We start from the raw sequence: 26,100 nt of genomic DNA on the forward strand, positions 1-26,100 counted from the left end.
CTGACCTGTGGCGATACGAGTTCGCTCCGGTTATGTGCACGCTCTCCCGCCCGACTCCGCCGTGGGGTACCGTCACCGGCGCTGTGCGGAGCGTCCAAGGAGCAGGTCATTGCGCGAATTCACCGTTCCTCCCCTGGCGGCCGCGCCCCACGTAGGTGGGCTCGCGGACGCCGTGTTCGAGCATGCCCGCGACGACCCGCACCGGGTCGCCCTCGGCCGCAAGGACGACGAGGGCCGGTGGGGGGACGTGACCGCCGGCGTCTTCCGTGACGAGGTGCTGGCCCTGGCCAAGGGGCTGCTCGCGCAAGGGGTACGGTTCGGCGACCGGATCGCCCTGATGTGCCGTACGCGCTACGAGTGGACGCTCTTCGACTTCGCCCTCTGGTCCGTCGGCGCCCAGTCCGTACCGATCTACCCGACCTCCTCGGCCGAACAGGTCCACTGGATGCTGCACGACGCCGAGGTCACGGCCTGCATGGTCGAGCACGAGGACCACGCGATGACGGTCGGTTCCGTGATCGACCAGCTGCCCCGCCTCAAGCGGCTGTGGCAGCTGGACGCCGGCGCGGTGGACGAACTGTTCGCGGCGGGCGCGCCCATCGACGACGACGTCGTGCACCGCCACCGCAAGGCGGTGACGCCGGACTCCGTCGCCACGGTCATCTACACCTCGGGCACCACAGGCCGCCCCAAGGGCTGTGTGCTGACCCACGCCCACTTCATGTACGAGACCGACACCGTGATCAGCCGGTGGGAGCCCGTTTTCCACTCCCGGCGCGGCGACGAGGCGTCCACGCTGCTGTTCCTGCCGCTCGCGCACGTCTTCGGGCGGATGGTCGAGATCGCGGCGATCCGGGGCCGCGTGAAGCTCGGCCACCAGCCGGAGCTGCGGGCGAACGCGCTCCTGCCCGATCTCGCCGCGTTCCGCCCGACGTTCGTCCTGGCCGTGCCGTACGTCTTCGAGAAGGTCTACCACGCGGCCCGCCGCAAGGCGGAGTCGGAGGGGAAGGCCGGGCCCTTCGACAAGGCGGTCGAGGTGGCGGTGCGGCACGCGGAGGCGCGGGAGCACCGGGCGTTCGGGATCGGACCCGGGCCGTCCGCCACGCTGCGCGTCCAGCACCAGTTCTTCGAGAAGGCCGTCTACAGCAAGGTGCGGGAGGCGATGGGCGGGCGGGTGCGGCACGCCTTCTCCGGCGGCTCGGCGATGGACCGGCGGCTCGGCCTCTTCTTCGAGGGCGCGGGCGTCACGATCTACGAGGGGTACGGACTCACCGAGTCGTGCGCGGCGGCCACCGTCAACCCGCCGGAACGCACCCGCTTCGGCACGGTCGGGCAGCCGATCCCCGGCACCACCGTCCACATCGCCGAGGACGGCGAGATATGGCTGCACGGCGGCCTGCTCTTCTCCGGCTACCTCAACGACAGCCGGGCGACGGACGCGGTCCTGCGCGACGGCTGGCTCGCCACCGGTGACCTGGGGTCGCTGGACGAGGACGGCTACCTCACCATCACCGGCCGGAAGAAGGAGATCCTGGTCACGTCGGGCGGCAAGAGCGTGTCGCCCGGGGCGCTGGAGGAACGGGTCCGGGCGCATCCGCTGGTCGCGCAGTGCATCGTGGTCGGCAACAACCGCCCGTACATCGCCGCCCTGGTCACCGTCGACCACGAGGCGGTGGAGCACTGGCTGACCATGCGGGGCAAGCCGCCCCTCAAGGACCGTGAGCTGGTACGCGACCGGGACCTGGAACTGGAGATCCGGCGGGCGGTGGTGGCCGCCAACACGGCCGTGTCGCAGGCGGAGTCGATCCGTACCTTCCGTATCCTGGCGCATCCGTTCAGCGAGGAGCGGGGGTTGCTGACCCCGTCGCTCAAGCTCAAGCGGAAGGCGATCGAGACGGCGTACGCGACGGAGGTCGAGGCCCTCTACAAGTAGCCCGCGCGACGGACGCGCACGGACGCGCACGGACGCGCGACGCGCGGCGCCCGCTGTGGGTGACGTGCCGGGAATCTGTCCGCCCCGGCGATCGTTGAACGACCGAGAACTCGTAGACGACGTATCGACAACGTTAGGATCGACCGCTCGTGAGCAAGGTCCCCACCGTTACCCTCAACAACGGCATCGAGATGCCCCAGCTCGGCTTCGGCGTCTGGCAGGTGCCGAACGACGAGACCGCGCAGGCCGTCGGCACCGCGCTGGAGGCCGGCTACCGCAGCATCGACACCGCGGCCATCTACCGCAACGAAGAGGGCACGGGGCAGGCCGTCGCCGCCTCCGGCATCCCCCGCGACGAGCTGTTCATCACCACGAAGCTGTGGAACGCGGACCAGGGGTACGACTCGACCCTGCGCGCCTTCGACACGTCGCTGGCCAAGCTCGGCCTCGACCATGTCGACCTGTACCTGATCCACTGGCCCCAGCCGGAGAAGGCCCTGTACGTGGACACGTACAACGCCTTCGAGAAGATCCTCGCCGACGGCCGCGCCCGGTCCATCGGTGTCTCGAACTTCCTGCCCGAGCACCTGGAGCGGCTGGCCGCCGAGACCTCGGTGGTCCCGGCCGTCAACCAGATCGAGCTGCACCCCCGGCTCCAGCGGGCCGAGTCCCGCGCCTACCACGCGGAGCACGGCATCGCCACGGAGGCCTGGTCGCCGCTCGCCCAGGGCAAGAACCTGCTGGACGTCCCGACGGTGGTGGCCGTCGCGCGCAAGCACGGCAAAACCCCGGCGCAGGTCGTGCTGCGCTGGCACCTCCAGCTAGGCAACGTGGTGATCCCCAAGTCCGTGACCCCGTCCCGGATCCAGGAGAACTTCGACACCGTCTCGGCCGACTTCGAGCTGGACGCGGACGACCTGGCGGCGTTCGCCGCGCTCGACGAGGGCTGACCGCCTGTACGTACACGCGGCACCGGCACAGGCGCGGCGTCCCGGTCGGGGGCGCCGCGCCTGTGTGTGAGCCGCGCTTCTGCGGGCCGTGAGCCGCGCTTTTGTCCGGGCCGCGCTTCTGTACGGGTTCAGACCTTGCGCGCGGTGTGCACTGTACGGGCCTCCAGCAGGAAGACGTCCGGGCGCTTGAGCAGGCCCCGCGGGTCCTCCGGGTCCAGCAGCCGGTCCAGGACCTCCCGGTCGTCCGCCGACCCCTCCGCCAGGTTCTTGTCCCGCAATCGCGTGAAGGTCCGGACGAGTTGCTCCCGTACGAGCAGGGGCGCCGGGGCCGGGATGTCGAGCAGGAAGGAGCGGGTGCCGCTCGGTTCGAGACCTGCGGCGGTCAGCAGGGCCGGCCAGTCCTCCGTCTCCCGTACGGCGCCGGGCAGTTCGGACCGCATCGCGCCGAACCACTCCGCCAGGCGCGCCTCGAAGCGCACTTCGAGCCCGGGCCGGCCCATGCCCGTACCGAGGTCCCGGGGAAGGTGGCGGGCGCTCAGGCCGCCCTCCAGGAGGGCGAGCACCCCGCCGGGGCGCAGCCGCCGGGCGAATCCTTCGAGCGCGGCGAGCTGGTCCCCGAGGTGGTGCAGTGAGTTGCCGGCCCAGATGACGTCGGCCTCTCCCAAGGTGTCGACGGCGTCGGGGAGTTCGGCGAGGCGCGTGCTCACTCTGCCTTTCAGGCCGAGGAGTTCGGCGCGGGCGGCGGTACGTTCCAGCAGTTCGGGGGTGGAGTCCACGGCGACCACCTCGGCGGCGGGGAAGACGTCCGCCAGGAGCGCGGAGACCACGCCGGGGCCGCTGCCGATGTCCAGGACCCGGCGGGCGCCGGGTGCCGGGAGGAGGCCGGAGATCCACTCGGCGGCCTGCCGGTACAGGGGACCGCGGATCTCGGCCTCCTGTTCGAGCTGGGTGCTGAGGACGCCCCAGTCGAAGTCGAAGGAGTCGTTGCCGTGGGTGTGCCCCTGGGAATGGCCGTGCGTGTGGCCGTTGCCGGTGGTGGGGGCGGTGGCGGTGGGAGTCGCCGCCGCCGCGTGGGCGTCGTCGTGAGGGCTCATGGCCCCAGGCTGCACTCCCGGTGCCGCTATGGCTAACTGTGTTGCGGTTCCGGCAAAGAATCCGGTGCCGGGGGCTGCGCCGCCGCGCCCGCCCGGTACTCCTGCGGGCTGACGCCCCGTACCCGCTTGAAAGCCGTGCTCAGCGCGAACGAGCCGCTGTAGCCGACCTTCCGCGCCACCGCCTCGACCGTCACGTCCGACCCGCGCAGCAGATCCGCCGCGAGCGCCAGGCGCCAGCCGGTCAGGTACGCCATCGGTGGCTCCCCCACCAGGTCGGTGAAGCGGCGGGCGAGCCCGGCCCGCGAGACACCGCACGCGGTGGCGAGCGAGGCGACCGTCCAGGGCTGGGCCGGATCGCTCTGGAGCAGCCGCAGGGCGTTGCCGACCGACGGATCGGCCATGGCGCGGTACCAGCCGGGCGCCTCCGCGCCGGGGCGGGAGAACCATGCCCGGAGCACGGCGATCAGCATCAGGTCGAGCACCCGATCGAGAACGACGCTCTGCCCCGGTTCGTCCCGGGAGATCTCGTCGTCGAGGACCGGCATCAACGGCCCGTTCCACGCGTCGGCGGGCAGGTGGATCAGGGCGGGCAGGGCGTCCAGCAACCGGCGGCTGACCTCGCCGTCCATCTGGTACGTGCCGATGAGCATCGTCGTCGCCCCGTCGGGGGCGTTGCCCCAGGTCCGTACGCCCAGCCGCATCGACTGCGCGAGCGGCTCGCCCTCCAGGGTGTGGCAGACCCCGCCGGGGCCGATGAGCGCGCGGGGGGCGGTCGCCGGGTCGCCGGCGGCAGTGTACGGGTCGGGGCCGCGCGCGATCGCCACGTCACCGGGGCGCAGGTGGATCGCCTCGCCCCCGTCGCCGGGAACGATCCAGGCCTCGCCGCGCGTGACGCACATCAGGCAGAGGGGGGCGCGGTCCTCGATCCGGACGGACCACGGCGGTTCCATCACCATGCGGAGCAGAAAGGCCCCCCTGGCGCGCGGTCCGTCGAGGAGTCCGGCGAGTACGTCCATGTCACCAGCGTAAATGCACGGGCGACAGTGCCGGTTGCGGCACCGGTCAGTTCGCGCCGTGAGCAGGTGCGATGTCCTCGACGCGGCGCGCGAGGGCCAGGTCGAGGCCGGTGACGGCGTCGCCCGCGTCGTGCGTGTTCACCGTGAGGGAGAGCGTGTCGTAGCCCAGGGTCAGGTCGGAGTGGTGGTTCAACTCGTCCTGGATCGCGGCCACGTGCGCGACCATGGCGGCGGCGGCCCGGTGCGAGCCGAGGCGGTACGTACGAGTGATCCGGCCGTTCTCCAGGGACCAGCCGGGCAGTTCCCTCAGCCGGTCCTCGGTCTCCTGCGGCGACAGCGGCTCGGTGGGCATGACCGGGGCTCCTTACTGCTCGGGGCGGGACGCTCCTCACCCGGCCGACGATACGTCGTTCCGCCCGGTCCCTCCTGTCGAGGTCGAGCGGGGACACCGCCGCGCCGCCGGGGCGGGTCCGCTGACAGAGCGGTGCACTACCGTCCCCGTATGGCAGTCCCCGGACCCGCACCCGCCCCCGCATCCGCCCCGGCCCCGTCCGTCGGCCCCCTGTTGCGCGACTGGCGCCGGCGGCGCCGGATCAGTCAGCTCGATCTGGCCCTGCGGGCGGATTCGTCCGCCCGGCACATCAGCTTCGTCGAGACGGGCCGCTCACGCCCCAGCGAGGAGATGGTGCTGCGGCTGGCCGAGCACCTCGATGTGCCGGTCAGGGAGCGCAACGCCCTGCTGCTGGCGGCCGGTTACGCGCCCCGGTACACGGAGACGACGCTGGACGACCCGGCCATGGACGTCCTGCGCGAGGGCCTGACCGAGCTGTTGCGGGCGTACGAGCCGTATCCGGCGGTGATCGTGGACGGGACGTACACGGTGGTGGCCGCCAACCGGGGCATCGCCCTGCTGATGGAGGGCCTGCCCGAGCACCTGCTCGCCCCGCCGCTGAACGTCATGCGGATCACTCTCCACCCGGAGGGGCTCGCCCCGCGCATCCTCAACCTGCACGAGTGGCGGGGGCATCTGCTGGACCAGATGGAACGCCAGCTGGCCCTCTCCCGCTCCCCCGCCCTGCGTGAGCTGTACGACGAGGTGGCGGCGTACCCCATACGCCCGGCCGGGATCCGGACGCCGACGCACGGGGCACAGGGACCCGTACTCCCGGGCTTCGCGCTGCCGCTGCGCATCGGGCACGACGGCCATGAGCTGTCCTTCCTCTCGACCATCGCCACGTTCAACACGCCGATGGACGTCACCGTCGCCGAACTGGCCATGGAAACCTTCCTCCCGGCCGACCCGGCGACGGCCAAGTACCTGGCGTCGGTGACCACGTAGTCGGCGGCGGTCATTCCATGGCGGGTGGTGGGGGCGGGGCGGGCGCGCGTACCTTGCGCCGGGGCCGGGTCGCCCGGGCCACGCAGGCCGTGGCCAGGGCGGTCAGGAGCAGGGCCAGGGCCCAGTTGACGGGGTAGTCGAGCGGCAGCACGGTGGGGTTGTTCGGCTTTCCGGGGCGGAGCATCAGCGGCAGCGCGAGCAACGTCAGGCAACCGGCCGTCAGCAGGCCGCCGCGCAGGGCCGTACGGGATCGGGAGCGTCCGACGAACAGCCCGGCCCCGAGGACCAGCGGCACGAGCAGCCCGTCGTGCAGGGCGACCGCGCCCGCGAGCCACAGCGCCACGTTCAGGGGGTCGCCGGGGCGGGTGAGGGTGAGGAGTTCGTACGCGCCGAAGCCGAGGGCCGCCACGCCGAGGGAGCCGACGGCGATGCGGGCGATGGTGGCGGTGGGCGAGGCGGGGGTGGTCGGAGTGTCGTTCCGGGGCATCAGAGCACCTCCAGTCGTGTGACCCACTTCGTCTGGAGCACCCCGGGCCGGTTCGGCGCGATGATCCGGGCCGGATAGCCGTGGTCGGGCGCCAGGATCTCGCCGTTGAGGCGCAGCGCCAGCAGGGTGAGCCCGTCGCGGGTGTACGCGCTGTCCATCGCGGTCACGCCGTATCCGCCGTGGCGCTGCATCGAGACGATCCGCAGCGACGCGCCGTCCGGCAGTCCCGCGCGGGCCAGCAGGTCCTTGATCCGGACGCCTTCCCAGTGGGCCGACTTGGACCAGCCCTCGACGCAGGCCAGGGGCAGTTCGACGCGGGTCTGCGGCATCGCGCGGAGTTCGGCGAGGGTGAGTTCGTACGGCTTCGGTCCGCCGACCCGCAGCCGCCACCCGCGCAGGTCGTCGGGGGTGATGCCGGCGGCCTTGGCCGTGCGGTTGACCGGCAGGCCCTGCGGACCGACGCGCGGGTCCCGTGGGGCGAGGAGCACCAGCTTCCGCAGCGGGGTGACGGACTGTCCGGCGGAGACGAGCGTGACCGCGCCGACCGACGCGGCGAGGCCGAGCAGCAGCGAGCGCCGCTCGGCGCCGGCCGTGGCCACTTCGCCCGCCGCCTCCCGCGCGTCGAGACGCGTCGTCGCCCGTGAGGTACGGCGCCAGTGCGCGGCGATCACGGGGGCCTTCACGGCGAGGTGGACGAGCAGCGCGCCGATGATGACAAAGGCCAGCGCCCAGTGGACAGCCCGGAAGGGAAAGGGCCAGGGATACCACTGAATGGTGTTGAGGAGTCCCATGAACAGTTCGAGCAGGGTGGCGGCGACCAGAACGGCGATGGAGATCCGTTCCCCCGCGTGCGCGACGGAACGGATCGGAGGCCACTCGAAAAGCCTCGGACAGACCGTCCAGAGTTTCACCAGAAGCAGGGGAATCGCGGCGATCCCGCTGATGACATGGAGGCTCTGGGTGACGCGGTAGCCGGAGACAGGCCTGGTGGGGAGGTGCCCGGCCGCCCAACCAGGTGGTTCCTGGAGGTAATGGCTGGTGACACCCGTGACAAAGCAGACCAGAATCGCGAGTCCGAGCCATCGGCCCACCGCCGTCGCCGTGCGCGGGTCGTGCAATCGGCCTCTGAATCGGGGGAGGAAAGGCGGGGTACGCATATCCGTATTCCACGCCGTTTCCGGTGCGGGGTGAAGGGGATCGAGGATTACGGAAAACTGACATCCGCATTCTCCACGCCCGCGCATTCGCTCACCAGAATGTGAGCAGCAGATGATTGACGGCCAGTCCGACGGCGGCCTGGGCCAGCAGCCAGCGCCGGTGGTCCCGGGCGGGCAGCAGGGCGGCGGTCGCCGGAAGCCAGAGGGTGAAAGGCAGCCAGATGCGTTCCGTCTCGGCCTTGCTCATCCCGGACAGATCGGCGGCGGCCACCGCCAGCAGGAGGGCGGCGACCAGCAGCACCACCGCCCCGTCGCCGGTGACCGGTCCGCCCCGCCGCAGCCGCCGCAGCGGATCGGGTGCGGCGGCCAGGGCCCGGCGCATCCCGGCGGCGGAGGCGAGACCGGTGGCGATCACCACATTGGCCAGATTGCCCCACACCCAGTAGGCGTACGGGCGTTCGCCTCCCACGCCCTGGTAGTAACGCTCCACGAGCAGGTCGTACGCCTCCCACCAGCGGAAACCGGCCAGGATGAAGGTGACGGCCACAGCGAGGAATCCCAGTGCCAGGAGGGGCAGGGGCCGTGCGGTACGGGTCAGCAGCAGGATCGCCGCGACCGGGACCGCCATCAGGGTGAGCCCGTACGAGAGGTGGACGATCCAGCCGAGGAGCAGTCCCGCCGCCAGGGCCGTCGCGTACGGGGCGCGGACGGTACGGGTCGCGGACAGGGTCAGCAGGGCGAGGGCCCAGGCCCCGACAGCGGCGAAGTACGCGTCGGCGGAGGCGCCGACCCAGACGGCGGCCGGGGTGAGGACGAGGAAGGGCGCGGCGGCGCGGGCGGCCCGCTCGGCGTCCAGCGCGCGCAGCGTGACGAGCACGGCGACCACCGCCGAGGTGCCGGTGAGGATACAGAACGTGGCCGCCCACGCCCCGCCGCCCAGGCCGATCCGGTCGAGGCCGACGAAGGTCAGGACGGCGCCGGGCGGATGGCCGGCGATGTGCGTCGGCCAGTTGTCGGGCGAGTCGAGGAGGATGTGGGCGGTGTAGCCGCGCAGGGCGGCCCCGATGTCCTGGAAGCGGTCGACCCCGCGCAGGTATTCGTGGACGGTGTCGAGCCGGCCCGCGACGCCCCGCTGCCAGCCGTCCACCAGCGCCAGCGACCAGGTCCAGGCCAGGGCCGCCGCCCAGCTCGCGGCGAGGAGCCGCCGCCAGGGCAGCCGGGCCGCGAGGGCGGGGCCGTACAGGACGACCAGGACGGCGACGACCAGGGCGGGGAGGGTGCCGGGGCCGGTGTGCGGCAGCCACTCGGCCAGGAGAGGGGGCCACTGGACGTGCAGGGTCCCGTACCGGTCCTGGATCACGGCACCGATCACGGCGGCGGCGGTGACGAGGAGGGCGGCGGCTCCGGCGGCGAGCACGTCGGCACGGCGGCCTGTGCCGGCTGCGGGTCCGGCGTGGCCCTCCGGTGGGGCTTCGCGTGGCGCGGGAGGCGCGGGGTGCGGGTCGGGGTGGGGAAGCGGGGTCACGCCCGTCACGTTAGGGCCGGGACCGGGCGGATCGGGGTGAGCGGCGGGTCGCGTCACCGATCCGTCAGATCCACGGCGTGGGCACTGTTTCTCTCCGGCGTCAGCCTTTTGTCATGAGTCGCAACCGGGCCCGGCGCTCCCCGCCGCCTACGGTCGCTGCCATGGACGTCCCTCCGCCGTCGTGGCGCAGCCCCCTGCGCGGGCCGTGGCTGACCTCGGTCCTCGCCGTGGTGCTGCTGGCCGGCATCCCCGTGCTGTGGGTCACCGGCCTGCTCTCGTACGCCGCGTACAACCCGGATCTCGCGCCGGTCAACGACAAGACACCGGACAAGGGCCTGCTCGGCTTCTACCTCTTCTCCTGGCCGACCGGCCCCTACTGGCTGTACCGCGTCACGCAGGGCGTCCATGTGACGCTCGGGATCGTGCTGGTGCCGGTGGTGCTCGCCAAGCTCTGGTCGGTCGCGCCCAAGCTGTTCGTCCTGCCGCCGGTACGGTCGGTGGGCCACGCGCTGGACCGGCTGTCGCTGCTCCTGCTGGTCGGGGGCGGGCTGTTCACGTTCGCCACGGGGGTACTCAACATCCAGTTGGAGTACATCTTCCCGGGGTCGTTCTATCCGCTGCACTTCTACGGGTCCTGGGTGTTCTTCGGCGCGTTCCTCGCACACGCGGTCCTCCGGCTGCCGCGTGCGGTACGGGCGCTGCGCGGCCACGACCTGCGCGCGGAGCTGCGGACGCCCGCGTCCCGTACGGCACCGGAGCCGCCCGATCCGGAGAGCGGCCTGGTCCCCCGCGACCCGGCGCCGCCGACCGTCTCGCGGCGGGGTGCGCTGGGCCTGGTGGGCCTGGGGTCGCTTGCCCTCTTCGCGGTGACGGTGGGTCAGAGCATCGGGGGCTCGGTACGCGGTACGGCGCTGCTCGCCCCGCACGGGCGCGATCCGGGCCCGGGGCCCAACGGCTTCCAGATCAACAAGACCGCCGAGTCTGTGCGGTTGAGGGCGCGGGACATCGGTGAGGACTGGCGCCTCGTCGTACGGGGCGGTGGCCGCCAGGCGGTCCTGACCCGGGCGCAGCTGGAGCGCCTGCCCCAGCACCGCTCGTCGTTGCCGATCGCGTGTGTCGAGGGGTGGTCGACGTCCGACCAACGGTGGGAGGGGGTACGGCTGGTGGATCTCTCGGCCCTGGTCGGCCTGGACCACCGGCCGCCCGGTGTCTTCGTGGAGTCGGCGCAGCTGCACGGTTCGTTCCGCTCGGCGGCGCTGCGGGACAACCAGGTCCGCGACACCCGGTCGCTGCTCGCGCTGCGGGTCAACGGGGCGCGGCTGTCGGTGGACCACGGCTATCCCGCGCGGATCATCGTGCCGGGCGCGCCGGGTGTGATGAACACCAAGTGGGTCACACGGCTGAGCTTCGGGGAGGCGGCGTGGCCGGCGTGAGAAGGACGGTCCGGGAGGCGGCCTCGGCGGCCGGGGCGCGCGTCCGGCGGGTGTACGGCGAGTCGCCGCTCCACCTGCTCGTCCTGCTGACGTCGTTTGTCATCTGCTGTTACGCGGGGGTGCTGCTGCTGGACAGGGACGACTGGGGCGGGATCCTGATCTGGTTCGTGGGCGCGGCCGTGCTGCACGACCTGGTGCTGGCGCCGCTGTACGCGCTCCTCGACCGTGCGGTGCGCTCCGCGCTGGGGCGGCGGCCGTCCCTGCCGCGTACGGCGGTCAATTACGTCCGCGTCCCGGCCGCCGTCTCGCTGCTGTTGCTGTTGGTGTACTGGCCGTTGGTGACGCGGGCCTCGCCGTCCTACGAGGCGGCGACCCGGCTCGACATCGGGGTGTTCCTGGGGCGTTGGCTGCTGATCACGGCGGCGCTGTTCGTGGCGTCGGCGCTCTGGCTGGGGTGGCGGACGTGGTACGGCCGACGGGCGCGGGCGCGGGCCCGGGTCCGGCAGGACCCGCCCCACCGGACCGGGTGATCCTCCACTGCGGTGCGTGGGGCGGCCGGTGGGTTGCTCAGTCGTGTGTCCGGTGGCCGGGGCGGAGCCGTACGGTACGGATCTCGAAGGGGCGGAGCCGTAGCGGCACTGCCGCGTCCTCGGCGGCGAGGGTCAGTTCGCGCTCGGGGTGTTCCAGCAGGTCGCAGCAGAAGGCCCCGGCCAGGGGGAACGCCGCCGAGAGCGTGGCGCGCGCCGCCCCGCCGACCGCTTCGTAGAGGCGGACGACCACGTCGCCGCCGCAGTCGTCGGCGAGCTTCACCGACTCGACGACGACGTCCGGGTTGTCGACCGCGATGATCGGCGCCGAGCCCGAAGCGGCGGGCCGCAGGGGCAGGTTGAGGGCGTAGCCGCCCGCCATGGCCTCCTCGATGCCGGCGCCCGCGAGCAGGGCGTAACTGAAGGAGTGCCTGCCCCGGTCGGCCTGCGGGTCGGGGCTGTGCGGGGCGCGCAGCAGCGAGAGCCGTACGGTGGTGGTCGTACCGCCGTCCTCGCGGGTCTCGCGGCCGAGGTCGTGGCCGTACGTGGAGTCGTTGAGGACGGCCGCGCCCCAGTGCCGCTCGCCGACGTGCACCCAGCGGTGGGCCCACAGTTCGAAGCGGGCCGCGTCCCAGCTGGTGTTCTCGTGGGTGGGCCGCTGCACATGGCCGAACTGGATCTCCGCGCTCTCCCGTTCCGCGTGGACGTCCAGCGGCCAGGCCGCCTTGAGGACGGCGTCGCGCTCCTGCCAGTCGATGTCCGTACGGACCGTCAGCTGCCTGCTCTCGGCGCCCAGTTCGAGGTGCTGCACGATCCGGGAGTCGCCGAAGGCGCGCTCGACGCGCACGGACGCGAGGAGCGGGCCGCTCTCGGCGAGGACCACGGACTCGGCGTCGGTGAGGTCGCGCACCGTGTCCCGGTAGAAGTGGTCGATGTTCCAGGCGCTCCAGAGGTTGGGGTCGTCGGGGTGCAGCTGGAGCAGGTTGCCGGCGGCGCCCGGGGCGATGGCCTCGCGTCGGGCGGTGTGGTCGTACACCGACCTGACCAGGCCGTCGTGGTCGATACGTACCCGCACCAGACCGTTGTCCAGGACGATGCCGTCCGGTGCGGTCCGGCCGGTGACGGGGGCCGTGGGCGCGCTGTCCGTGGATCCGGCGCCGAGCGCGGGTGCGTCGGCGAACACCGCGCGCCGCCCGTCGGACAACCGCTGCGCGCCGGGCGCCTCCGGCACCCCAGGGCCGTCCACGGGCAGGACGACCACCTCACGCCGGGCGAACGGGCCCGCGTTCAGGAGCAGTTGGCCTCCGGTGGCGGTGAGCGCCCCTGCCGCCTCCGCGATGATCTCCTCCAACTCCTCGCGCACCGCGCCGTACGCCTGCTCGGCCTGCTGGTGCACCCAGGCGATGGAGGAGCCGGGGAGGATGTCGTGGAACTGGTGGAGCAGGACCCGCTTCCAGAGGGAGTCGAGCCGGCCGTACGGATACTCCGCGCCGGACCGTACCGTGGCGGTCGCGGCCCACAACTCCGCCTCGCGCAGCAGCGATTCGCTCCGGCGGTTGCCGCGCTTGGTGCGGGCCTGGCTGGTGTACGTACCCCGGTGGTTCTCCAGGTACAGCTCACCGCGCCACACCGGGAGGTCGCCGTACTCCGCGTACTCGGCTCGGGCGGCGGCGAAGAACGCGCCGGGGGTGGTGATCTCCACCTTCGGGGAGCCTTCGAGGTCGCGCAGCCTGCGGGCCTTCTCCAGCATCGAGCGCGTGGGACCGCCACCGCCGTCCCCGAAGCCGAACGGGGCCAGGGAGCGGGTGGCCGCGCCCTTGTCCGTGAAGTTCGCCTCGGCGTGGTGGAGTTCGGCCGCCGTGAGTTCGGCGTTGTACGTGTCGATCGGCGGGAAGTGGGTGAAGATCCGGGTGCCGTCGATGCCCTCCCAGTCGAAGGTGTGGTGCGGCAGCCGGTTGGTCTCGTTCCAGGAGAGCTTCTGCGTCAGGAACCACTTCGCCCCGGCGAGCTTCGCGAGCTGCGGGTAGGCGGCGGTATAGCCGAAGGAGTCCGGCAGCCAGACGCCGTCCTGCTCGATCCCGAACTCCTCGGCGAAGAACCGGCGTCCGTGGACCAGTTGGCGGGCGAGCGCCTCGCCACCCGGCAGGTTGCCGTCGGCCTCGACCCACATGCCGCCCACCGGCACCCAGTTGCCGGCCGCGGCGGCCTTCTGTATCCGGCCGAAGATCTCGGGGCGCTGCTCCTTGATCCAGGCGTACTGCTGCGCCGAGGAGCAGGCGAAGACCAGTTCGGGGTATTCCTGGGCCAGGGTCGTCATGTTGGTGAAGGTGCGGGCGCACTTGCGCAGGGTCTCGCGAACGGGCCAGAGCCACGCGGAGTCGATGTGCGCGTGGCCGACGGCGGCGATCGTGTGCGCGGAGGCGTGGGCGGGGCGCGCGAGCACGCCGGCGAGGCGGTCACGGCCGGCCGGTGCGGTGCCGGCGACGTCGCGCGGATCGACAGCCTCGACCGCGCGGTTGAGGGCGCGCAGGATCTCGTGGCGCCGCGAGGAGTCCTCGGACAGCTCGCGCATCAGCTCGTCGAGCACCTCGACGTCGTGGATCAACTGCCAGACCGCCTCTTCCCGTACGGCGATCTCGGCGGTCCGCAGCACGTAGAGGTGCTCGTCGCCCGCGGTCTCCTTCGAGCCGAAGCGGGTACCGAGGCCCCGGCTGCCGACGATGTTCGGGTTGGCGGCCAGCTCGACCAGGAGGCTCACCGGGTCGCCGCCGGTGGCGGAGGCGGCCAGCAGGACACTGCGGCTGTACGGGTGCAGCCCCTGGAGCGGGGAGCCGTGCCGGTCGTGCACCAGCCCCTCGGCCTGGCCGCCGGGTCCGCGCGTCAGGTCGAAGCCCAGGTCGAAGACGGCCTCGACGCGGCGGCCCGTCCAGGCGGCGGGGATCTCGGCGGTGGCCCGCAGCCAGGTGGTGGACCAGGGGCCGCCCCAGCTCTCGCCGAGCCGCAGGGGGCGGTACGGCGCGGCCAGCGCCTCCGCGACCGGCACCGGCTCCCCGGGCACCTCCCAGGCGTCGAGGGTGAGGTGCCGGGCGTCGCTGTAGAGGGCGGGGCGCAGGCTCCTCTCCAGGAACGCGGTCACCCGTGCCTCGATGACGCGGCGGTCGTCATGCACGGTACGACTCCTCCGGGGCGGGGAGCCGTACGGTGTCGCGGACCCCGCCGGGCCAGGTCACGACGGCGTCGGCGACGGGCCCCTCGAAGCGGAGGGCCACGTCCGGGATGTCCTGCGGGTCCAGCGCGGCGCCCCCCAGGTGGACGGCGGCGGCATAGAGCACGCCGGACTCGACGGGCCCCCCGGTCCACACCACGGGGGTGGCGGAACGGGCTCCGAAGGCATTGCTGTCGACGGAGCGACGCGTGGCGGCGAGGGCGAAGCCGCGCAGCCCGAGAACACTGGAGACAAGCCCGTCGACACCGACGACGGTGGCGGCCGGCACCTCGATCCCGCCCGGCATCTCGTGCTCGCCACGCGCTTCCACGCCACTCGGCGCCCGGAGGCCGCCCGCCTGCTCAAGACCGGCCGGCGTTTCAAGCCCGTCCGGCATCTCGTGCTCGCCACCCGCTTCCACGCCACTCAGCGCCCCGAGACCCCCCGTGTCCTCCGGACCGGCCGGCGTTTCAAGCCCGTCCGGCGATTGAGGACAGAACGCCACCGCAGGCCGCGTCACCACCCCGACGTCCCCGTCCTCCCCGTCCACCGCAAGCGCCCAGCCCCCCAACCTCAGCCGCCACGGTCCCCCGTCCTCGTCCGAGCCGCCCGGATCCACCCGTACCAGACGGATCTCCACCGACCCCCGCACCACCGACCCCACCGTGACCCACGGCCCGACCCGGTACTCCGTGTCCGGGCCGCCGAACGGGTCCCAGCGCTCGTCCGCCGGCCAGTGCGCCCTGCTGCGGGAGACACCCGTGGCGCCCTCGACCGAGATCCGCTCCAGCGGACGGCGGTGCGCCGCCCTGCCATCGGCGTCCACCAGCGTGGCGGTCGCGTCGACCGGCCCCCCGGCCGGATCCGCGGGCATCTCGGGGGCGGTGTGGGTGGAGTACGTGAGGCGGGCGTAGCAGGGGTCGTCGGAGTGCGGGCGCGCCGGATCCGCGTGGTCGGCGCCGTGGTTGACGACCCGTACGACACCGTCCGAAGCCGTACCCGACACCAGCCAGCCCGGCGCCTTCAACGCCCGTACGAAGGAGTGCTGTTCGACGGCGAGAGGGCTCTCCTCCTCCGTCCACACCGGATGGGTGGGAGGCAGCAGCAGCCCGATGAACCCCTTCGCCGCCCAGTACGGCGAGGCCGGCCCCGAGTACGTCTGGAGCAGGCCCCGGAAGGGCCGGTGCCAGCCCAGGGTCAACAGCCCGCCGTCGTCCGTGGAGCCGTGCGCGGTGAAGTGGTCGAGCATCCGGGACGCGAGCCGGCGGGTCTCGCCCGGGACGAGCGGCGTGGCGTCGAAGAGCGCGCCGGTCCATACGGGGGCGAGCGCGGCGAAGCGGTAGGTCATCGAGCGGCCCTGCACGAGCGGGGAGCCGTTGGCGCCGACGAGCAGCCGCTGGTCCTCCAGGAAGCGCCGGAGGCGGGCGCGGTAGCGGTCGAGCAGTCCCGGGGGCGCCGCGTCGCCCATGATCCGGCAGAACCAGAGCGGGTAGAGGTGCATGGCCCAGCCGTTGTAGTGGTCGAAGTTGCGGTGCGCGCCGCCGGTGAGCCCGTCCGAGTACCACCCCTCGTCCGCGTACCAGTCGTCGGTGAGCGCGATCGTGCGGTCCAGGTCGTCCTGGCGCCAGGTGCCGCCCACACCGCGCGCGAAGGCCTCGGTCACGCCCTGGAACCAGATCCAGTTGTTGGCCGGCATGTCGGTGCCGGCCATGGCGCCCAGCCACTCCAGGAGTTGTTCCTGGACGCGGCCGGGGAGGCGGTCCCAGATCCAGGGCCGGGTCTCGTGCAGGGCCAGTGCGACGGAGGCCGCCTCGACCTTCGCCTGGTTGCTCTCCTTGAACGTGGGCCAGCGCCCGGGGTGCGCGGGGTCGACCCCGGCGGTCAGGCCGGCCGCGTACCACTCGGCCAGACCGTGCGGGTCCTCGCCCCGCGCCCCCGCGAGGCGGAAGGCGGCCAGCAGGAAGGTCCGGGCGAAGCCTTCGAAGCCGTCGCTCCAGGTGCCGTTGTGGCTGGCCGCGCCGGGCAGCTGGACGAGCGAGTGGTCGGGGGTGGCGTACGGGCGTACGGCCAGGAGCAGCCGGTCGGCGGTCCGTTCCCAGTGGGCGCGGTCGGCGGCGGGGGTGCGGCCGGCCGAGACGGGGACGGGGGCAGGGGGGACGGAGGTCATCGCTGGCGGCTCTCCCGGTTGAGGGTGTCGTCCTTGGACGTCGACGTACCGTCGGGAGAAAGCCCTTTCGTACGGGCTCCCAAGCGTCCCGTCTGCCGCCCGGTCTGACGGTGCCATGTAAATCCAGCGTGCCGCCTCACGTCAATGCGTTACGCGGGCGACCGCCCGCCCCGGCGGGGCAATCGCCTGTGCCGGAAGGGCGTGGGAGAGCAGCTGGAAAGCGCGTTCCCCGGACCCGCCCCGGTCCGTGTCCCCGCCCGGTCCCCCGATCCGGGCGTGCACACGTGACCGAGAGGCGGCGAACGGGGCGGCTGGTCAGGCCGCGCCTCACTGTGCCGAGCGCGCGTCGCGTGCGGCAAGCTTTTCGAGGACGGTGAAAAGGCTCGGCGCGGCGCCGCCGGACCGGCACCACATCGATGAACCGAGCGGGGGGACTTCTCCATGGGGCTGAGGATCCATCTGACGAAGGACGACCTCCTGCGGGTGACGGTGGCCCGGGCCCCCGTCGTCCTCTGGGAGGTGGTCCTGAGCCTCAGGGCTGGGAGGTGGTCCTGAGCCTCAGGGCGCTCCAGGCACCGGGACGGGACAGGACGCCGGCGGGCCGGCGGCGATGGGCGTCGGGGCGCGTACCGGAATCGGCACGGTTCCTGGGCGACCTGGTCCCGGGGGACGGCTACTGCCCGGACTTCCTCACCCCCGCTCACGCGCGCGACGACCTGGAAGCGGGCATCGAGAACCTCCTGGGCACCCCCAGGGACGGCTGGACTCCGAACTCGGCCTCCTGGCGCTCTCGTCGGCCGCCGCGGCCGCACGTCCCGCGCCGTCCCGCCCGGCGCCCGCGCGTGCGACGCCTTCGTGGATGCGGCCCTGGCGGCGGGCAGCCCCCGCGCCCTGACGGCGGTGGGGGACGCGCTGCGCGCCTATCACGACGTGGTGGTCGCCCCCGTGGGTAAGCGGCTGCGCGCCGACGTCGCCCGTACGTCCGCCTCCCGGGCCGGGATCCTGCTCGGCGGCGGCCTGGAGGGTTTACTCGGCGGGCTGCACCCGCGCATCCGCCGGCGCGACCCGGTCCTGGAGCTCGACCGCCACCCCGACCACCGGGCCGCGTCCTTGGAGGCGCTTCTCGGCAACGGTCCTCGGGATCAGCCTGGCAGGGCAACGGATCGCCGGGTCCGGGGCCGGGGCCGCGGGCCCTCTTTTCGACTCCGGACAATTGTTCGCCCTCGGCGGGGAATGAGTCGGCGAGTACGGGGCACTAGCGCCACCGGTACGGTCCGCTGCTGTGGAGGGTGAGTGTGATGACAACCGGAACTGTGCGTGCTGTCGGGGTGGAGAGGACGGCCGAGCGGTCGGAGGACGTACTGCCGCGGATCGACGACCCGAGCAAGGTCGCTCCGAAGGACGCCCGCGCGCTGTCCAAGCTCTTCTTCGACCAGCTCATGGTTCTGGAGGAGGGCACGCGCGAATACCAGTACGCCCGTAACACGCTCATCGAGATGAACCGTTCGCTCGTCCGCTTCGCCGCGGGCCGCTTCCGCAACCGGGGCGGCGGCGACATGGAGGACATCATCCAGGTCGGCACGATCGGCCTGATCAAGGCGATCGACCGGTTCGACCTGTCCCGCGAGGTCGAGTTCACCTCCTTCGCGGTGCCGTACATCGTCGGCGAGATCAAGCGCTTCTTCCGTGACACCAGCTGGGCCGTGCACGTGCCGCGCCGGCTCCAGGAACTGCGGGTCGAGCTGGCGAAGGCCAAGGAGCACCTGGCCACGGGCCTGGACCGGGACCCGACCGTCAAGGAGCTCGCGGAGCTGCTGGACATCGACGAGGAAGAGGTCATCGAGGGCCTCGTCGCCACGAACGGCTACACCGCCGGTTCGCTGGACATGCCGACCGGTGACGAGGGCCAGAGCGGCAGCGGCCGGACCTTCGCCGACGTGCTGGGCGAGCCGGACCCCGCGATGGAGAAGGTCGAGAACCTGCACGCCCTGGCGCCGCTGCTGGAGCAGCTGGACGAGCGGGAGCGCAGCATCGTCGAGATGCGCTTCGGCCGGGAGATGACGCAGTCGCAGATCGGTACGGAGCTGGGCGTGTCCCAGATGCATGTGTCGCGGCTGCTGAACCGCATCATCTCGCAGCTCCGCGCGGGGATGCTCGTCGAGGAGTGACCTCCTCACGGCCTCCGCACGGAGGCCGTCGGCGGCGGTCGGACCGGTGATCGGACCGGAATGTCAGACCCATGGATCAGACTTGAGGACCTGAGAGTCCGACAGATTCCTGGGGAGGAAGCCGAGATGACCGCCACCACCTCCACTCCGTCCGCCACGCCCGGCGAGTGCACCGCGGCCCAGGCCTATCTGCGCCTGCTGGCCGCGGTGCGGGCCGTTCTGGACGACCCTTTGCAGGCGTCCCTGGCCGCGCCGCTGCTGGCAGCCCCGATCGCCGAGGCGGACGAGGCGCTGGACGCGGCGGGCCTGGCGGGCAACGAGAGGGAGTTCCTCGATCTGGTCGCCCTCCAGGCGGTGGGCGGGCATGCCGCGCGCGCCTCGGGCGGCTGAGGCCGTCCGGCGGCCCGCGCCGCCGGACGGACCCCGCCTCTCAGACCCGCGTCAGCCGCAGCGTGACGAGTTCGAACGGGCGCAGGGACAGCCGTACCGTGCCCTCCGTCACCTGGGGCCGTTCCACGTCCGCGAGCGGCCTCTCCAACAGGTCCGTCACGGCGAGTCCGCCGATCTCGGCCCCCAGGGCGACCGTCACCCTCGCCCGGCCCCCGGTCGACTCGTAGAGCCGTACGACCAGGTCGCCGCTCTTGTCGTCGGCCAGCTTGACCGCGCTGACGACCACGGCATCGTTGTCGACGGCCACCAGCGGCGCCACCTCACCCGCGGTCCCTTCGACGGGGCGCTCGGGCAGGTTGATCCGATAGCCCTCCCTGACCGCGTCGCCGATCGCCGCGCCCGGCGCGAGGGCGTGCCGGAAGCGGTGGACGCCCTGGTCGGTCTCGGGGTCCGGGAAGCGCGGGGCGCGCAGCAGCGAGACCCGTACGGTCGTGGTGGTGCCGCCGTCGGACGCCCGGACGGTACGGGTCACGTCGTGGCCGTACGTGGAGTCGTTGACGAGCGCGACCCCCCAGCCGGGCTCCTCCAGGTGGACGAAGCGGTGGTTGCAGGCCTCGAACTTGGCCGCTTCCCAGGATGTGTTGGTGTGGGTGGCCCGGTAGACGTGGCCGAACTGCGTCTCGGAGGCGTACCGCTCGGCGTGCACGTCCAGCGGGAAGGCCGCCTTGAGGAACTTCTCCGTCTCGTGCCAGTCGACCTCGGTGTCGATGTCGAGCCGCTTGGTGCCGGGCGCGAGGGTCAGCAGCTGGGTGACCTTGGACGTACCGAAGGAGCGGACGACGCGGACCACGGCCGCGCCGTCGCCGTTCGGGACGGCGGTGACCTCGTCCACGTCCGTGAGGTCGGTGACGGTGTTGCGGTAGAACTCGTCGACGTCCCAGGCGTCCCACTGGTTGGGGAAGTCGGGGTGGATCTGGAGCAGGTTGGCCGCCTCCCCGGGGGCCACGGTCTCCCGTTCGGCGGCGATGTCGTACGCCGACACGACCAGCCCGCGGCCGTCGACCACGACCTCCAGCAGCCCGTTGCCGAGGACGAACCCGCCGTCCTCGCGCGGCGACAGCTCCACCTGTCCCGCTCCCCCGGCCGGCCCCGCGGCGCCCGCCGCGACCCCGTGGCGCGCGTGCGGCGCGGAGTTGAAGAGCAGGGTCGTCCCCCCGGCGGGGTCACCGGCCAGGGCGCGCTGCGCGGAGTCGATGATGCCGTTCAGCTCGGCGGCGAGCGCCGCGTACGTCTTCTCGGCCTCGCGGTGCACCCAGGCGATGGAGGAGCCGGGCAGGATGTCGTGGAACTGGTGCAGGAGCACCGTCTTCCAGATCCGGTCGAGTTGGTCGTACGGATAGGTGTACGGAGAGGTGTCCGGCGTCCCGGCCGCGGACCCGGCCCGTACGGCGGCGGTGGCGGCCCACAGCTCGGCCTCCCGCAGGAGGTGCTCGCTGCGCCGGTTGCCCTGCTTGGTCCTGGCCTGGCTGGTGAGGGTCGCGCGGTGCAGCTCCAGGTACAGCTCACCGACCCACACGGGCGGATTCGGGTACTCGGCCTCGGCCTTCGCGAAGAACGCGCCCGGGGACTCCCACTCGACGGTGGCGGACCCCTCCAGGCTGCGCATCCGCGCGGCCTTGCCGATCATCTCGCGGGTCGTGCCTCCGCCGCCGTCGCCCCAGCCGGTGGGGGCGAGGGAGTGCCTGGCGACGCCCTTCTCCTTGAAGTTGCGCGCCGCGTGAGCGATCTGCTCACCCGTCATCGAGCAGTTGTAGGAGTCGACGGGCGGGAAGTGCGTGAAGATCCGGGTCCCGTCGATGCCCTCCCAGTCGAAAGTGTGGTGGGGGAACTTGTTGATCTTGCTCCACGAGATCTTCTGGGTGAGCAGCCACTTGGACCCGGCGGCCTTGATGATCTGCGGCAGCCCGGCCGCGAAGCCGAACGTGTCGGGCAGCCACGCCTCGTCGTTCTCGATGCCGAACTCGTCGAGGAAGAAGCGCTTGCCGTGCACGAACTGCCGGGCCATCGCCTCGGACCCGGGCATGTTCGTGTCGGACTCGACCCACATCCCGCCCGCGGGCACGAACCGGCCCTCCGCCACGGCCTTCTTGACCTTCGCGTAGACCTCGGGCCGGTGCTCCTTGATCCAGGCGAACTGCTGCGCCTGCGACATCGCGAAGACGAACTCGGGCTCGTCCTCCAGCAGCGCGGTCATGTTCGCCGTCGTACGGGCGACCTTGCGGACCGTCTCGCGCAGCGGCCAGAGCCACGCCGAGTCGATGTGCGCGTGGCCGACCGCGCTGATGTGGTGCGCGGTCGCCGGGGCCGGCGTGGCGAGCACGCCGGCGAGCCGCTCGCGCGCCGCCACGGCCGTGCCGTTGACGTCCTGGAGGTCGACGGCGTCCAGAGCGCGGCCGATGGCGCGCAGGATCTCCCAGCGGCGGGCCCCCTCGACGGGCAGCTCCGCCATCAGCTCCCCCAGCACCTCCAGGTCCAGGACGAGCTGCCACACGTTCTCGTCGAAGACGGCGAGGTCCATGCGGGCGAGGCGGTACTGCGGCTCCGTGCCGGCCGTCTCCTTGTCGCCCAGGGTGGTCGGCACGAAGGGGTGGTAGTCGAGGATGACCGGGTTGGAGGCCGCCTCGATGTGGAGCAGCACCTCTTCCCCGCCCGCCACGGGCGCGCCGATCCGCACCCACTGGTTGCGGGGGTTGAGGCCCTTCACCGGCGAGCCGTCGGGCCGGTAGACCAGGCCCTCGCACTGGAACCCGGGCATGTTCTCGTCGAAGCCGAGGTCGAGGATCGCCTCGACGGTCCGGCCCGCCCACCGCTCGGGGACGGTGCCGGACACGCGGAACCAGCTGGTGGCCCAGGGAGCGCCCCACCGGTCGCCGACGGAGACCGGCCTCACCGGTCCCGCGAGCCCCTCCTCGACGGGCACGGGTTCACCCGGCGCGTCCCAGACGGCGACGTCCAGCGGGGTCGATTCGGGATAGACGGCAGGACGGATGCGCTCGTCGAGAACGCGCTTGAGGCGTGCTTCGACGAGGCTGCGGTCGTCATGCATGAGGGGAGACTCCTGTAGGACGTGAGGGTGCGGGGTACGGACGTGCGGGTGCGGGTGGCAGACGTGCGGGTGGCGGACGTGCGGGTGCGGTGGCGGCTGCGGGCGGTGAGTACGGTACGGGTGCGGACGGGGACGTGACAGGTCAGGGGGCTACCAGGGGCGTTCGGTCCCGGTGGCGGACGAGACCTGGTACGCCTCCGAGACACTACGCACTTCGAAACGGGCCACGCTCTCGCCCGGTTCCGCCTGGAGGGCCGGGACATGGTAGGCCGTACCGGCGGTCCCGCCCAGGAAGCGCCGTGAGCCGTCGGGCAGCACGCGGTGCAGTTCGTACTGGCGCACCTCGCCCGGCGCCCGGTCCCAGGCGAAGCGGAACGCGCTGCCGACGGTGTCGGGCGCGGTGGAGGTGATCCGCAGGGCGGCCGGGGCGGCGGGCACGGTGGTCGCGTCGTGGATCGAGAGCGCGCCGAGCCGGAAGCGTACGGACGTGGCGCCCGTGCCCGCCGTGAGCCGTATCCCGAGGGCGTGGACCGTGCCTGAGGGCTGTCCGGCGAGCAGACCGGAGAGCCGCAGGGTTGCGGTGCTCCAGCCGGTGCCCGGCCGCAGCGTCCCGGCGGGCAGGTAGGTGTACGGGACGGCCGCGCCCGGGGTCGCGGGCTCGCGGGTGGCGACGGCCAGTTCCACGACCACGGGACCGGCGTCGGCGCGGTAGGTGAGGTCCACGACCGTGTCGGCGGTGAGCGGCAGGCGGGTGCTGTACAGGTCGACGGTGGCGGGCGCGGTCAGGGCGCCGTCCACCAGCAGGCTGCTGCCGCCGCGCCAGGCGTCGGCGAAGTCGAAGGTGACGGCCGGGCGGACGCCGGTGGTGCGGACGACCCAGCGGCGGTTCGGCAGCCGGTCCTGGAGGCCGAGGTGGTTCCAGGCAGTGGCGGAGGTGACGGCGCCGTTGTCGTACCAGCGCAGGCCGTGGCCGGTGTTGAAGGTCGAGGCGAAGGGCAGGGCCCGTACCGTCGACCGGTCGGCGACGGAGACGGCGGGCGCCCGCCAGCTGCCCGCGGTGTCGGGGGTCGACGGGTCGAGGGACTGGCCCGTCCAGAAGCGGTCGTCGGCGGCGTGGAACTGGCCCGGGGTGCGGCCGGCCGGGAGCTGGTTGCGGGTCCACTCGGGCCGGTAGAAGCCGAGGGAGACGACGTGCGGCTTGTCGAGGGGCACGATGGCGTTCCAGTTGACCGACTTGTTCCAGCCGCTCGCCTCGACGTCGACGCCCGCCCACAGTTCGTAGCGGTCGCGGCCGAGGTTCCCGGCGAGGGTGCCGGAGGAGGCGAGGGTGGCCGTGCTCCAGCGGAAGTCCAGGAACATGGAGTCGCTGACCTTGCCGCTCGCGTCCTGGAAGAACGTCTGGTTGGCGGAGTTGAGGGCCCCCTGCCAGGAGACGCCGCCGCCAGTGGTCATCGAGTCGTACCAGGTGACCTTGAGGCCCCTGGCCTGGCTGAGCGCGTGCAGCCGCCGCAGGAAGCCGTTCATGTCGGTGGCGAGGGCCGCGTTCCCGCCGCCCGTCTCGGCGTTGACGAACCAGCCGTCGAAGCCGTACGCGACGGCCACCTCGACCAGCTTGTCGGCGAGCGGGTAGCCGCCCGCCGCGTCGCGCTGCACGAGGTCGCGGGTCCACTGAAGCTGACCGCCGTAGGCGGCGGGCGGCAGGAAGATGTTGCCGAGGACGGGGACGCCGTTGCGGTGCGCGGCGTCCACGACGGGCGCGTTGGGCGCGAGGATCAGGCCCTCGCCGGAGGAGCCGCCCCAGAAGACCAGTTCGTCGATGTACTGCCAGTGGGCGAGCGCGTAGTAGTCGGCGGTGGCGGAGCCCTGGGAGGGGTTCTGGGCGGTGGGGCCGAAGGAGACGAGCGAGGAGATACGGGCCTGGCCGGCGCGGGCGGTGGTGTTCACGGCCACCGGGGTGAAGCGCGCGGCGAGGGACACGGACGCCCTGTTGAAGGCGAGGTCGGGATCGTCCTGGGCGCGCCAGGTCTTGAGCCCGCGCCAGGTGATGCCCGCGCCGGGGGTCCCCGAGGGGAGCGAGTCCGGGTACCAGTAGGAGGCGTACGGCGCGTTCGCGGCGGCGGCCGCCGCCTCGGGGGCCGGCGCGGGGGCCGCGGTGGCGAGCGGGGCGCCGAGGGCCGTGGCGGCCGTGGCGGCGCCGGCGAGGACGACCGTACGGCGGGTGGGGCGGGTGGGTCTCCGCTTCTCTGACGGGTTCACTTGGCTCTCCGTATCGTTGGGGGGCGATTCCGGTGCTGAGCTGAACTGACCTGTGCGGTACGGCACTTGGGGGCGCCGTTCATCGGACGTCGTGCGGGCGGAGGACCTCGGTGATCCCTCGGGCCGCCAGATGCATCTTGTCCCCCGCGAGGCTCTCCAGAACCACCGCGGGCCTGTGACCTTCCTCCGTCAGCCGGGCGAAGGCCTCGAAGAACTCCCCGCCCGGCGCGCAGGTCGCACGGTGGGGCGAGGTCTCGTCGTCCCCGGTGTCGAGGGCGAGCGCGGTGGTGCGGACGGCGGGCCTGTGCTCCCGGCCGCGCCGTTCCCGTACGATCCGGGCGATGGTCTCCCCGGCGGGCTTGGCCTTCCCGTCGTTGGTCAACAGGCCCAGGCTGTATTCCAGTTCGGGGAAGTCGGCGAGGTCCCGCGACACGTCGTGGGAGCACCACCAGGTGACGCCCCAGACGTCCGGGCAGTCCAGGGCGTTGGCCACCGTCGCCTCGGTGAAGGCGGCGGCGTGTCCGGCGGGGATCAGCGGGGCCGGGGCGCCGACCTCCTGGAGCCAGACCGGCCGGTGCGGGTCGAGCGCCCAGGCCTTGGACAGCTCGATCAGGTAGGCGGCGTGGTGCTCGGTGGCGCTGCCGGTACGGCCGTGGCGCTGGGCGGTGCCGTTGAACACCCAGGAGTGCACGGCGGTGACGGCGCCCAGCCGGGCCGCGTGGGCGGGGGTGAAGGGGTGGCCGTCCACGTACCAGGCCGCGTCGTACTCCGCGTGCAGGTGGAGCCTGCCGGGGGCGCCCTCCTCGCAGGCGTCGAGCAGCCGGGTCAGCCAACTGCCCGCCTCGGCGGGGGTGATGGGGTCCGGGTCGGGGTGGGGGTCGCCGGAGAACTGGTTGATCTCGTTGCCGAGGGTCATGCCGATGAAGTTCGGCCGGTCGGCGAGCGCGGCGGCGAGCGTCCGCAGGTACGTGGCCTGCCCGGCGACCACGTCGGGATCGGTGAAGAGGTTGCACCGGTGCCAGGTCCGGGTCCAGGCCGGCAGGAAGTCGAAGCTGGACAGGTGGCCCTGGAGGCCGTCGACGTTGACGTCCAGGCCGCGTTCGGCGGCGGCGTCGGTGAGCTGGACGAGCTGCTCGACGGCGCGGGGCCTGATCAGCGTGCGGTTGGGCTGGAAGAGCGGCCACAGCGGGAAGACCCGGATGTGGTCGAGGCCGAGTCCCGCGATGGAGTCCAGATCGGCCCGTACGGCGTCGAGGTCGAAGTCCAGCCAGTGGTGGAACCACCCCTGGCTGGGCGTGTAGTTGGCGCCGAAGCGCGGCACGGAAGGGCTCATACCGGCGGAGGGGC

At 72.6% G+C, this 26,100-nt stretch carries 18 protein-coding genes; 7 read left to right on the plus strand and 11 right to left on the minus strand.

From position 1 onward, the window contains the following. Positions 1–109: 109 nt before the first annotated feature. Positions 110–1,933: an AMP-dependent synthetase/ligase gene (locus OG349_RS05770; protein ID WP_327233554.1), complete on the plus strand. Its 1,824-nt coding sequence runs from the start codon at positions 110–112 to the stop codon at positions 1,931–1,933. 149 nt (positions 1,934–2,082) lie between these two features. Next, complete coding sequence (locus OG349_RS05775; protein ID WP_327233555.1) at positions 2,083–2,883, plus strand: aldo/keto reductase; 801 nt, start codon at positions 2,083–2,085, stop codon at positions 2,881–2,883. Positions 2,884–3,011: 128 nt separating this feature from the next. Here OG349_RS05775 and OG349_RS05780 read toward each other — a convergent pair whose 3' ends face one another. Genes OG349_RS05780 through OG349_RS05790 form a run of 3 tightly spaced genes read right to left on the minus strand, consistent with a single transcriptional unit; the run spans position 3,012 to position 5,345 of the window. Continuing rightward, a complete protein-coding gene (locus tag OG349_RS05780; protein ID WP_327233556.1) occupies positions 3,012–3,977 on the minus strand; it encodes a class I SAM-dependent methyltransferase in 966 nt (321 codons plus the stop codon). Between the two features lie 32 nt (positions 3,978–4,009). After that, a complete protein-coding gene (locus OG349_RS05785; protein ID WP_327233557.1) occupies positions 4,010–4,993 on the minus strand; it encodes an AraC family transcriptional regulator in 984 nt (327 codons plus the stop codon). Positions 4,994–5,039: 46 nt separating this feature from the next. After that, positions 5,040–5,345 (minus strand): 4a-hydroxytetrahydrobiopterin dehydratase, encoded by a 306-nt coding sequence (locus OG349_RS05790; RefSeq protein WP_327233558.1) that lies wholly within the window; start codon positions 5,343–5,345, stop codon positions 5,040–5,042. Positions 5,346–5,495: 150 nt separating this feature from the next. Between OG349_RS05790 and OG349_RS05795 the strand changes: the two genes are divergently transcribed. Further along, positions 5,496–6,332: a helix-turn-helix domain-containing protein gene (locus OG349_RS05795; protein WP_327233559.1), complete on the plus strand. Its 837-nt coding sequence runs from the start codon at positions 5,496–5,498 to the stop codon at positions 6,330–6,332. 10 nt (positions 6,333–6,342) lie between these two features. Here OG349_RS05795 and OG349_RS05800 read toward each other — a convergent pair whose 3' ends face one another. The 3 genes from OG349_RS05800 to OG349_RS05810 form a co-directional block, all read right to left on the minus strand. After that, positions 6,343–6,819 carry a hypothetical protein gene (locus tag OG349_RS05800; RefSeq protein WP_327233560.1) on the minus strand — a complete coding sequence of 159 codons (477 nt, stop codon included), beginning with the start codon at positions 6,817–6,819 and terminating at the stop codon, positions 6,343–6,345. Next, positions 6,819–7,976 (minus strand): molybdopterin-dependent oxidoreductase, encoded by a 1,158-nt coding sequence (locus OG349_RS05805; protein WP_327233561.1) that lies wholly within the window; start codon positions 7,974–7,976, stop codon positions 6,819–6,821. The genes OG349_RS05800 and OG349_RS05805 overlap by 1 nt, the downstream gene beginning before the upstream one ends. Before the next feature lie 91 nt (positions 7,977–8,067). Beyond that, on the minus strand, positions 8,068–9,501 hold the full coding sequence (locus OG349_RS05810; protein ID WP_442806205.1) for a hypothetical protein: 1,434 nt from the start codon (positions 9,499–9,501) through the stop codon (positions 8,068–8,070). A 113-nt stretch (positions 9,502–9,614) separates the two neighbouring features. Here OG349_RS05810 and OG349_RS05815 point away from each other — a divergent pair, with 113 nt between their 5' ends. Then, on the plus strand, positions 9,615–10,934 hold the full coding sequence (locus tag OG349_RS05815) for a molybdopterin-dependent oxidoreductase (protein ID WP_442806206.1): 1,320 nt from the start codon (positions 9,615–9,617) through the stop codon (positions 10,932–10,934). Continuing rightward, complete coding sequence (locus OG349_RS05820; RefSeq protein WP_327233563.1) at positions 10,922–11,464, plus strand: DUF4153 domain-containing protein; 543 nt, start codon at positions 10,922–10,924, stop codon at positions 11,462–11,464. Before OG349_RS05815 ends, OG349_RS05820 begins: the two co-directional genes overlap by 13 nt. Positions 11,465–11,501: 37 nt before the next feature. Here OG349_RS05820 and OG349_RS05825 read toward each other — a convergent pair whose 3' ends face one another. Then, a complete protein-coding gene (locus OG349_RS05825; protein ID WP_327233564.1) occupies positions 11,502–14,630 on the minus strand; it encodes an alpha-mannosidase in 3,129 nt (1,042 codons plus the stop codon). Further along, positions 14,623–16,833 carry a DUF2264 domain-containing protein gene (locus OG349_RS05830; protein ID WP_327233565.1) on the minus strand — a complete coding sequence of 737 codons (2,211 nt, stop codon included), beginning with the start codon at positions 16,831–16,833 and terminating at the stop codon, positions 14,623–14,625. Before OG349_RS05830 ends, OG349_RS05825 begins: the two co-directional genes overlap by 8 nt. 1,298 nt (positions 16,834–18,131) lie before the next feature. On the opposite strand from OG349_RS05830, the gene OG349_RS05835 reads away from it, so the two are divergent. Beyond that, positions 18,132–19,001 (plus strand): RNA polymerase sigma factor SigF, encoded by an 870-nt coding sequence (locus OG349_RS05835; protein WP_161309224.1) that lies wholly within the window; start codon positions 18,132–18,134, stop codon positions 18,999–19,001. 126 nt (positions 19,002–19,127) lie between these two features. Continuing rightward, the gene (locus OG349_RS05840; RefSeq protein WP_161309225.1) at positions 19,128–19,391 is read left to right on the plus strand and encodes a hypothetical protein; all 264 of its coding nucleotides are present in this window, start codon (positions 19,128–19,130) and stop codon (positions 19,389–19,391) included. A 40-nt stretch (positions 19,392–19,431) separates the two neighbouring features. Here the strand turns inward: OG349_RS05840 and OG349_RS05845 are convergent, their stop codons facing one another. The 3 genes from OG349_RS05845 to OG349_RS05855 form a co-directional block, all read right to left on the minus strand. Further along, positions 19,432–22,497 (minus strand): alpha-mannosidase, encoded by a 3,066-nt coding sequence (locus tag OG349_RS05845; protein ID WP_327233566.1) that lies wholly within the window; start codon positions 22,495–22,497, stop codon positions 19,432–19,434. Positions 22,498–22,647: 150 nt separating this feature from the next. Beyond that, a complete protein-coding gene (locus tag OG349_RS05850) occupies positions 22,648–24,753 on the minus strand; it encodes an endo-beta-N-acetylglucosaminidase (protein ID WP_327233567.1) in 2,106 nt (701 codons plus the stop codon). A 79-nt stretch (positions 24,754–24,832) separates the two neighbouring features. Continuing rightward, on the minus strand, positions 24,833–26,086 hold the full coding sequence (locus OG349_RS05855) for a glycoside hydrolase 5 family protein (protein WP_327238461.1): 1,254 nt from the start codon (positions 26,084–26,086) through the stop codon (positions 24,833–24,835). Positions 26,087–26,100 lie beyond the last annotated feature (14 nt).

Source organism: Streptomyces sp. NBC_01317 (assembly GCF_035961655.1).
Lineage (GTDB): Bacteria > Actinomycetota > Actinomycetes > Streptomycetales > Streptomycetaceae > Streptomyces.

What these genes read in the sequence shown, in the direction of transcription:
- OG349_RS05780 (WP_327233556.1), bottom strand. Translation starts at nt 3,977, where the DNA reads ATGAGCCCTCACGACGACGCCCACGCGGCGGCGGCGACTCCCACCGCC.
- OG349_RS05785 (WP_327233557.1), bottom strand. Translation starts at nt 4,993, where the DNA reads ATGGACGTACTCGCCGGACTCCTCGACGGACCGCGCGCCAGGGGGGCC.
- OG349_RS05790 (WP_327233558.1), bottom strand. Translation starts at nt 5,345, where the DNA reads ATGCCCACCGAGCCGCTGTCGCCGCAGGAGACCGAGGACCGGCTGAGG.
- OG349_RS05795 (WP_327233559.1), top strand. Translation starts at nt 5,496, where the DNA reads ATGGCAGTCCCCGGACCCGCACCCGCCCCCGCATCCGCCCCGGCCCCG.
- OG349_RS05800 (WP_327233560.1), bottom strand. Translation starts at nt 6,819, where the DNA reads ATGCCCCGGAACGACACTCCGACCACCCCCGCCTCGCCCACCGCCACC.
- OG349_RS05805 (WP_327233561.1), bottom strand. Translation starts at nt 7,976, where the DNA reads ATGCGTACCCCGCCTTTCCTCCCCCGATTCAGAGGCCGATTGCACGAC.
- OG349_RS05815 (WP_442806206.1), top strand. Translation starts at nt 9,615, where the DNA reads ATGAGTCGCAACCGGGCCCGGCGCTCCCCGCCGCCTACGGTCGCTGCC.
- OG349_RS05830 (WP_327233565.1), bottom strand. Translation starts at nt 16,833, where the DNA reads ATGACCTCCGTCCCCCCTGCCCCCGTCCCCGTCTCGGCCGGCCGCACC.
- OG349_RS05835 (WP_161309224.1), top strand. Translation starts at nt 18,132, where the DNA reads ATGACAACCGGAACTGTGCGTGCTGTCGGGGTGGAGAGGACGGCCGAG.
- OG349_RS05840 (WP_161309225.1), top strand. Translation starts at nt 19,128, where the DNA reads ATGACCGCCACCACCTCCACTCCGTCCGCCACGCCCGGCGAGTGCACC.
- OG349_RS05845 (WP_327233566.1), bottom strand. Translation starts at nt 22,497, where the DNA reads ATGCATGACGACCGCAGCCTCGTCGAAGCACGCCTCAAGCGCGTTCTC.
- OG349_RS05855 (WP_327238461.1), bottom strand. Translation starts at nt 26,086, where the DNA reads ATGAGCCCTTCCGTGCCGCGCTTCGGCGCCAACTACACGCCCAGCCAG.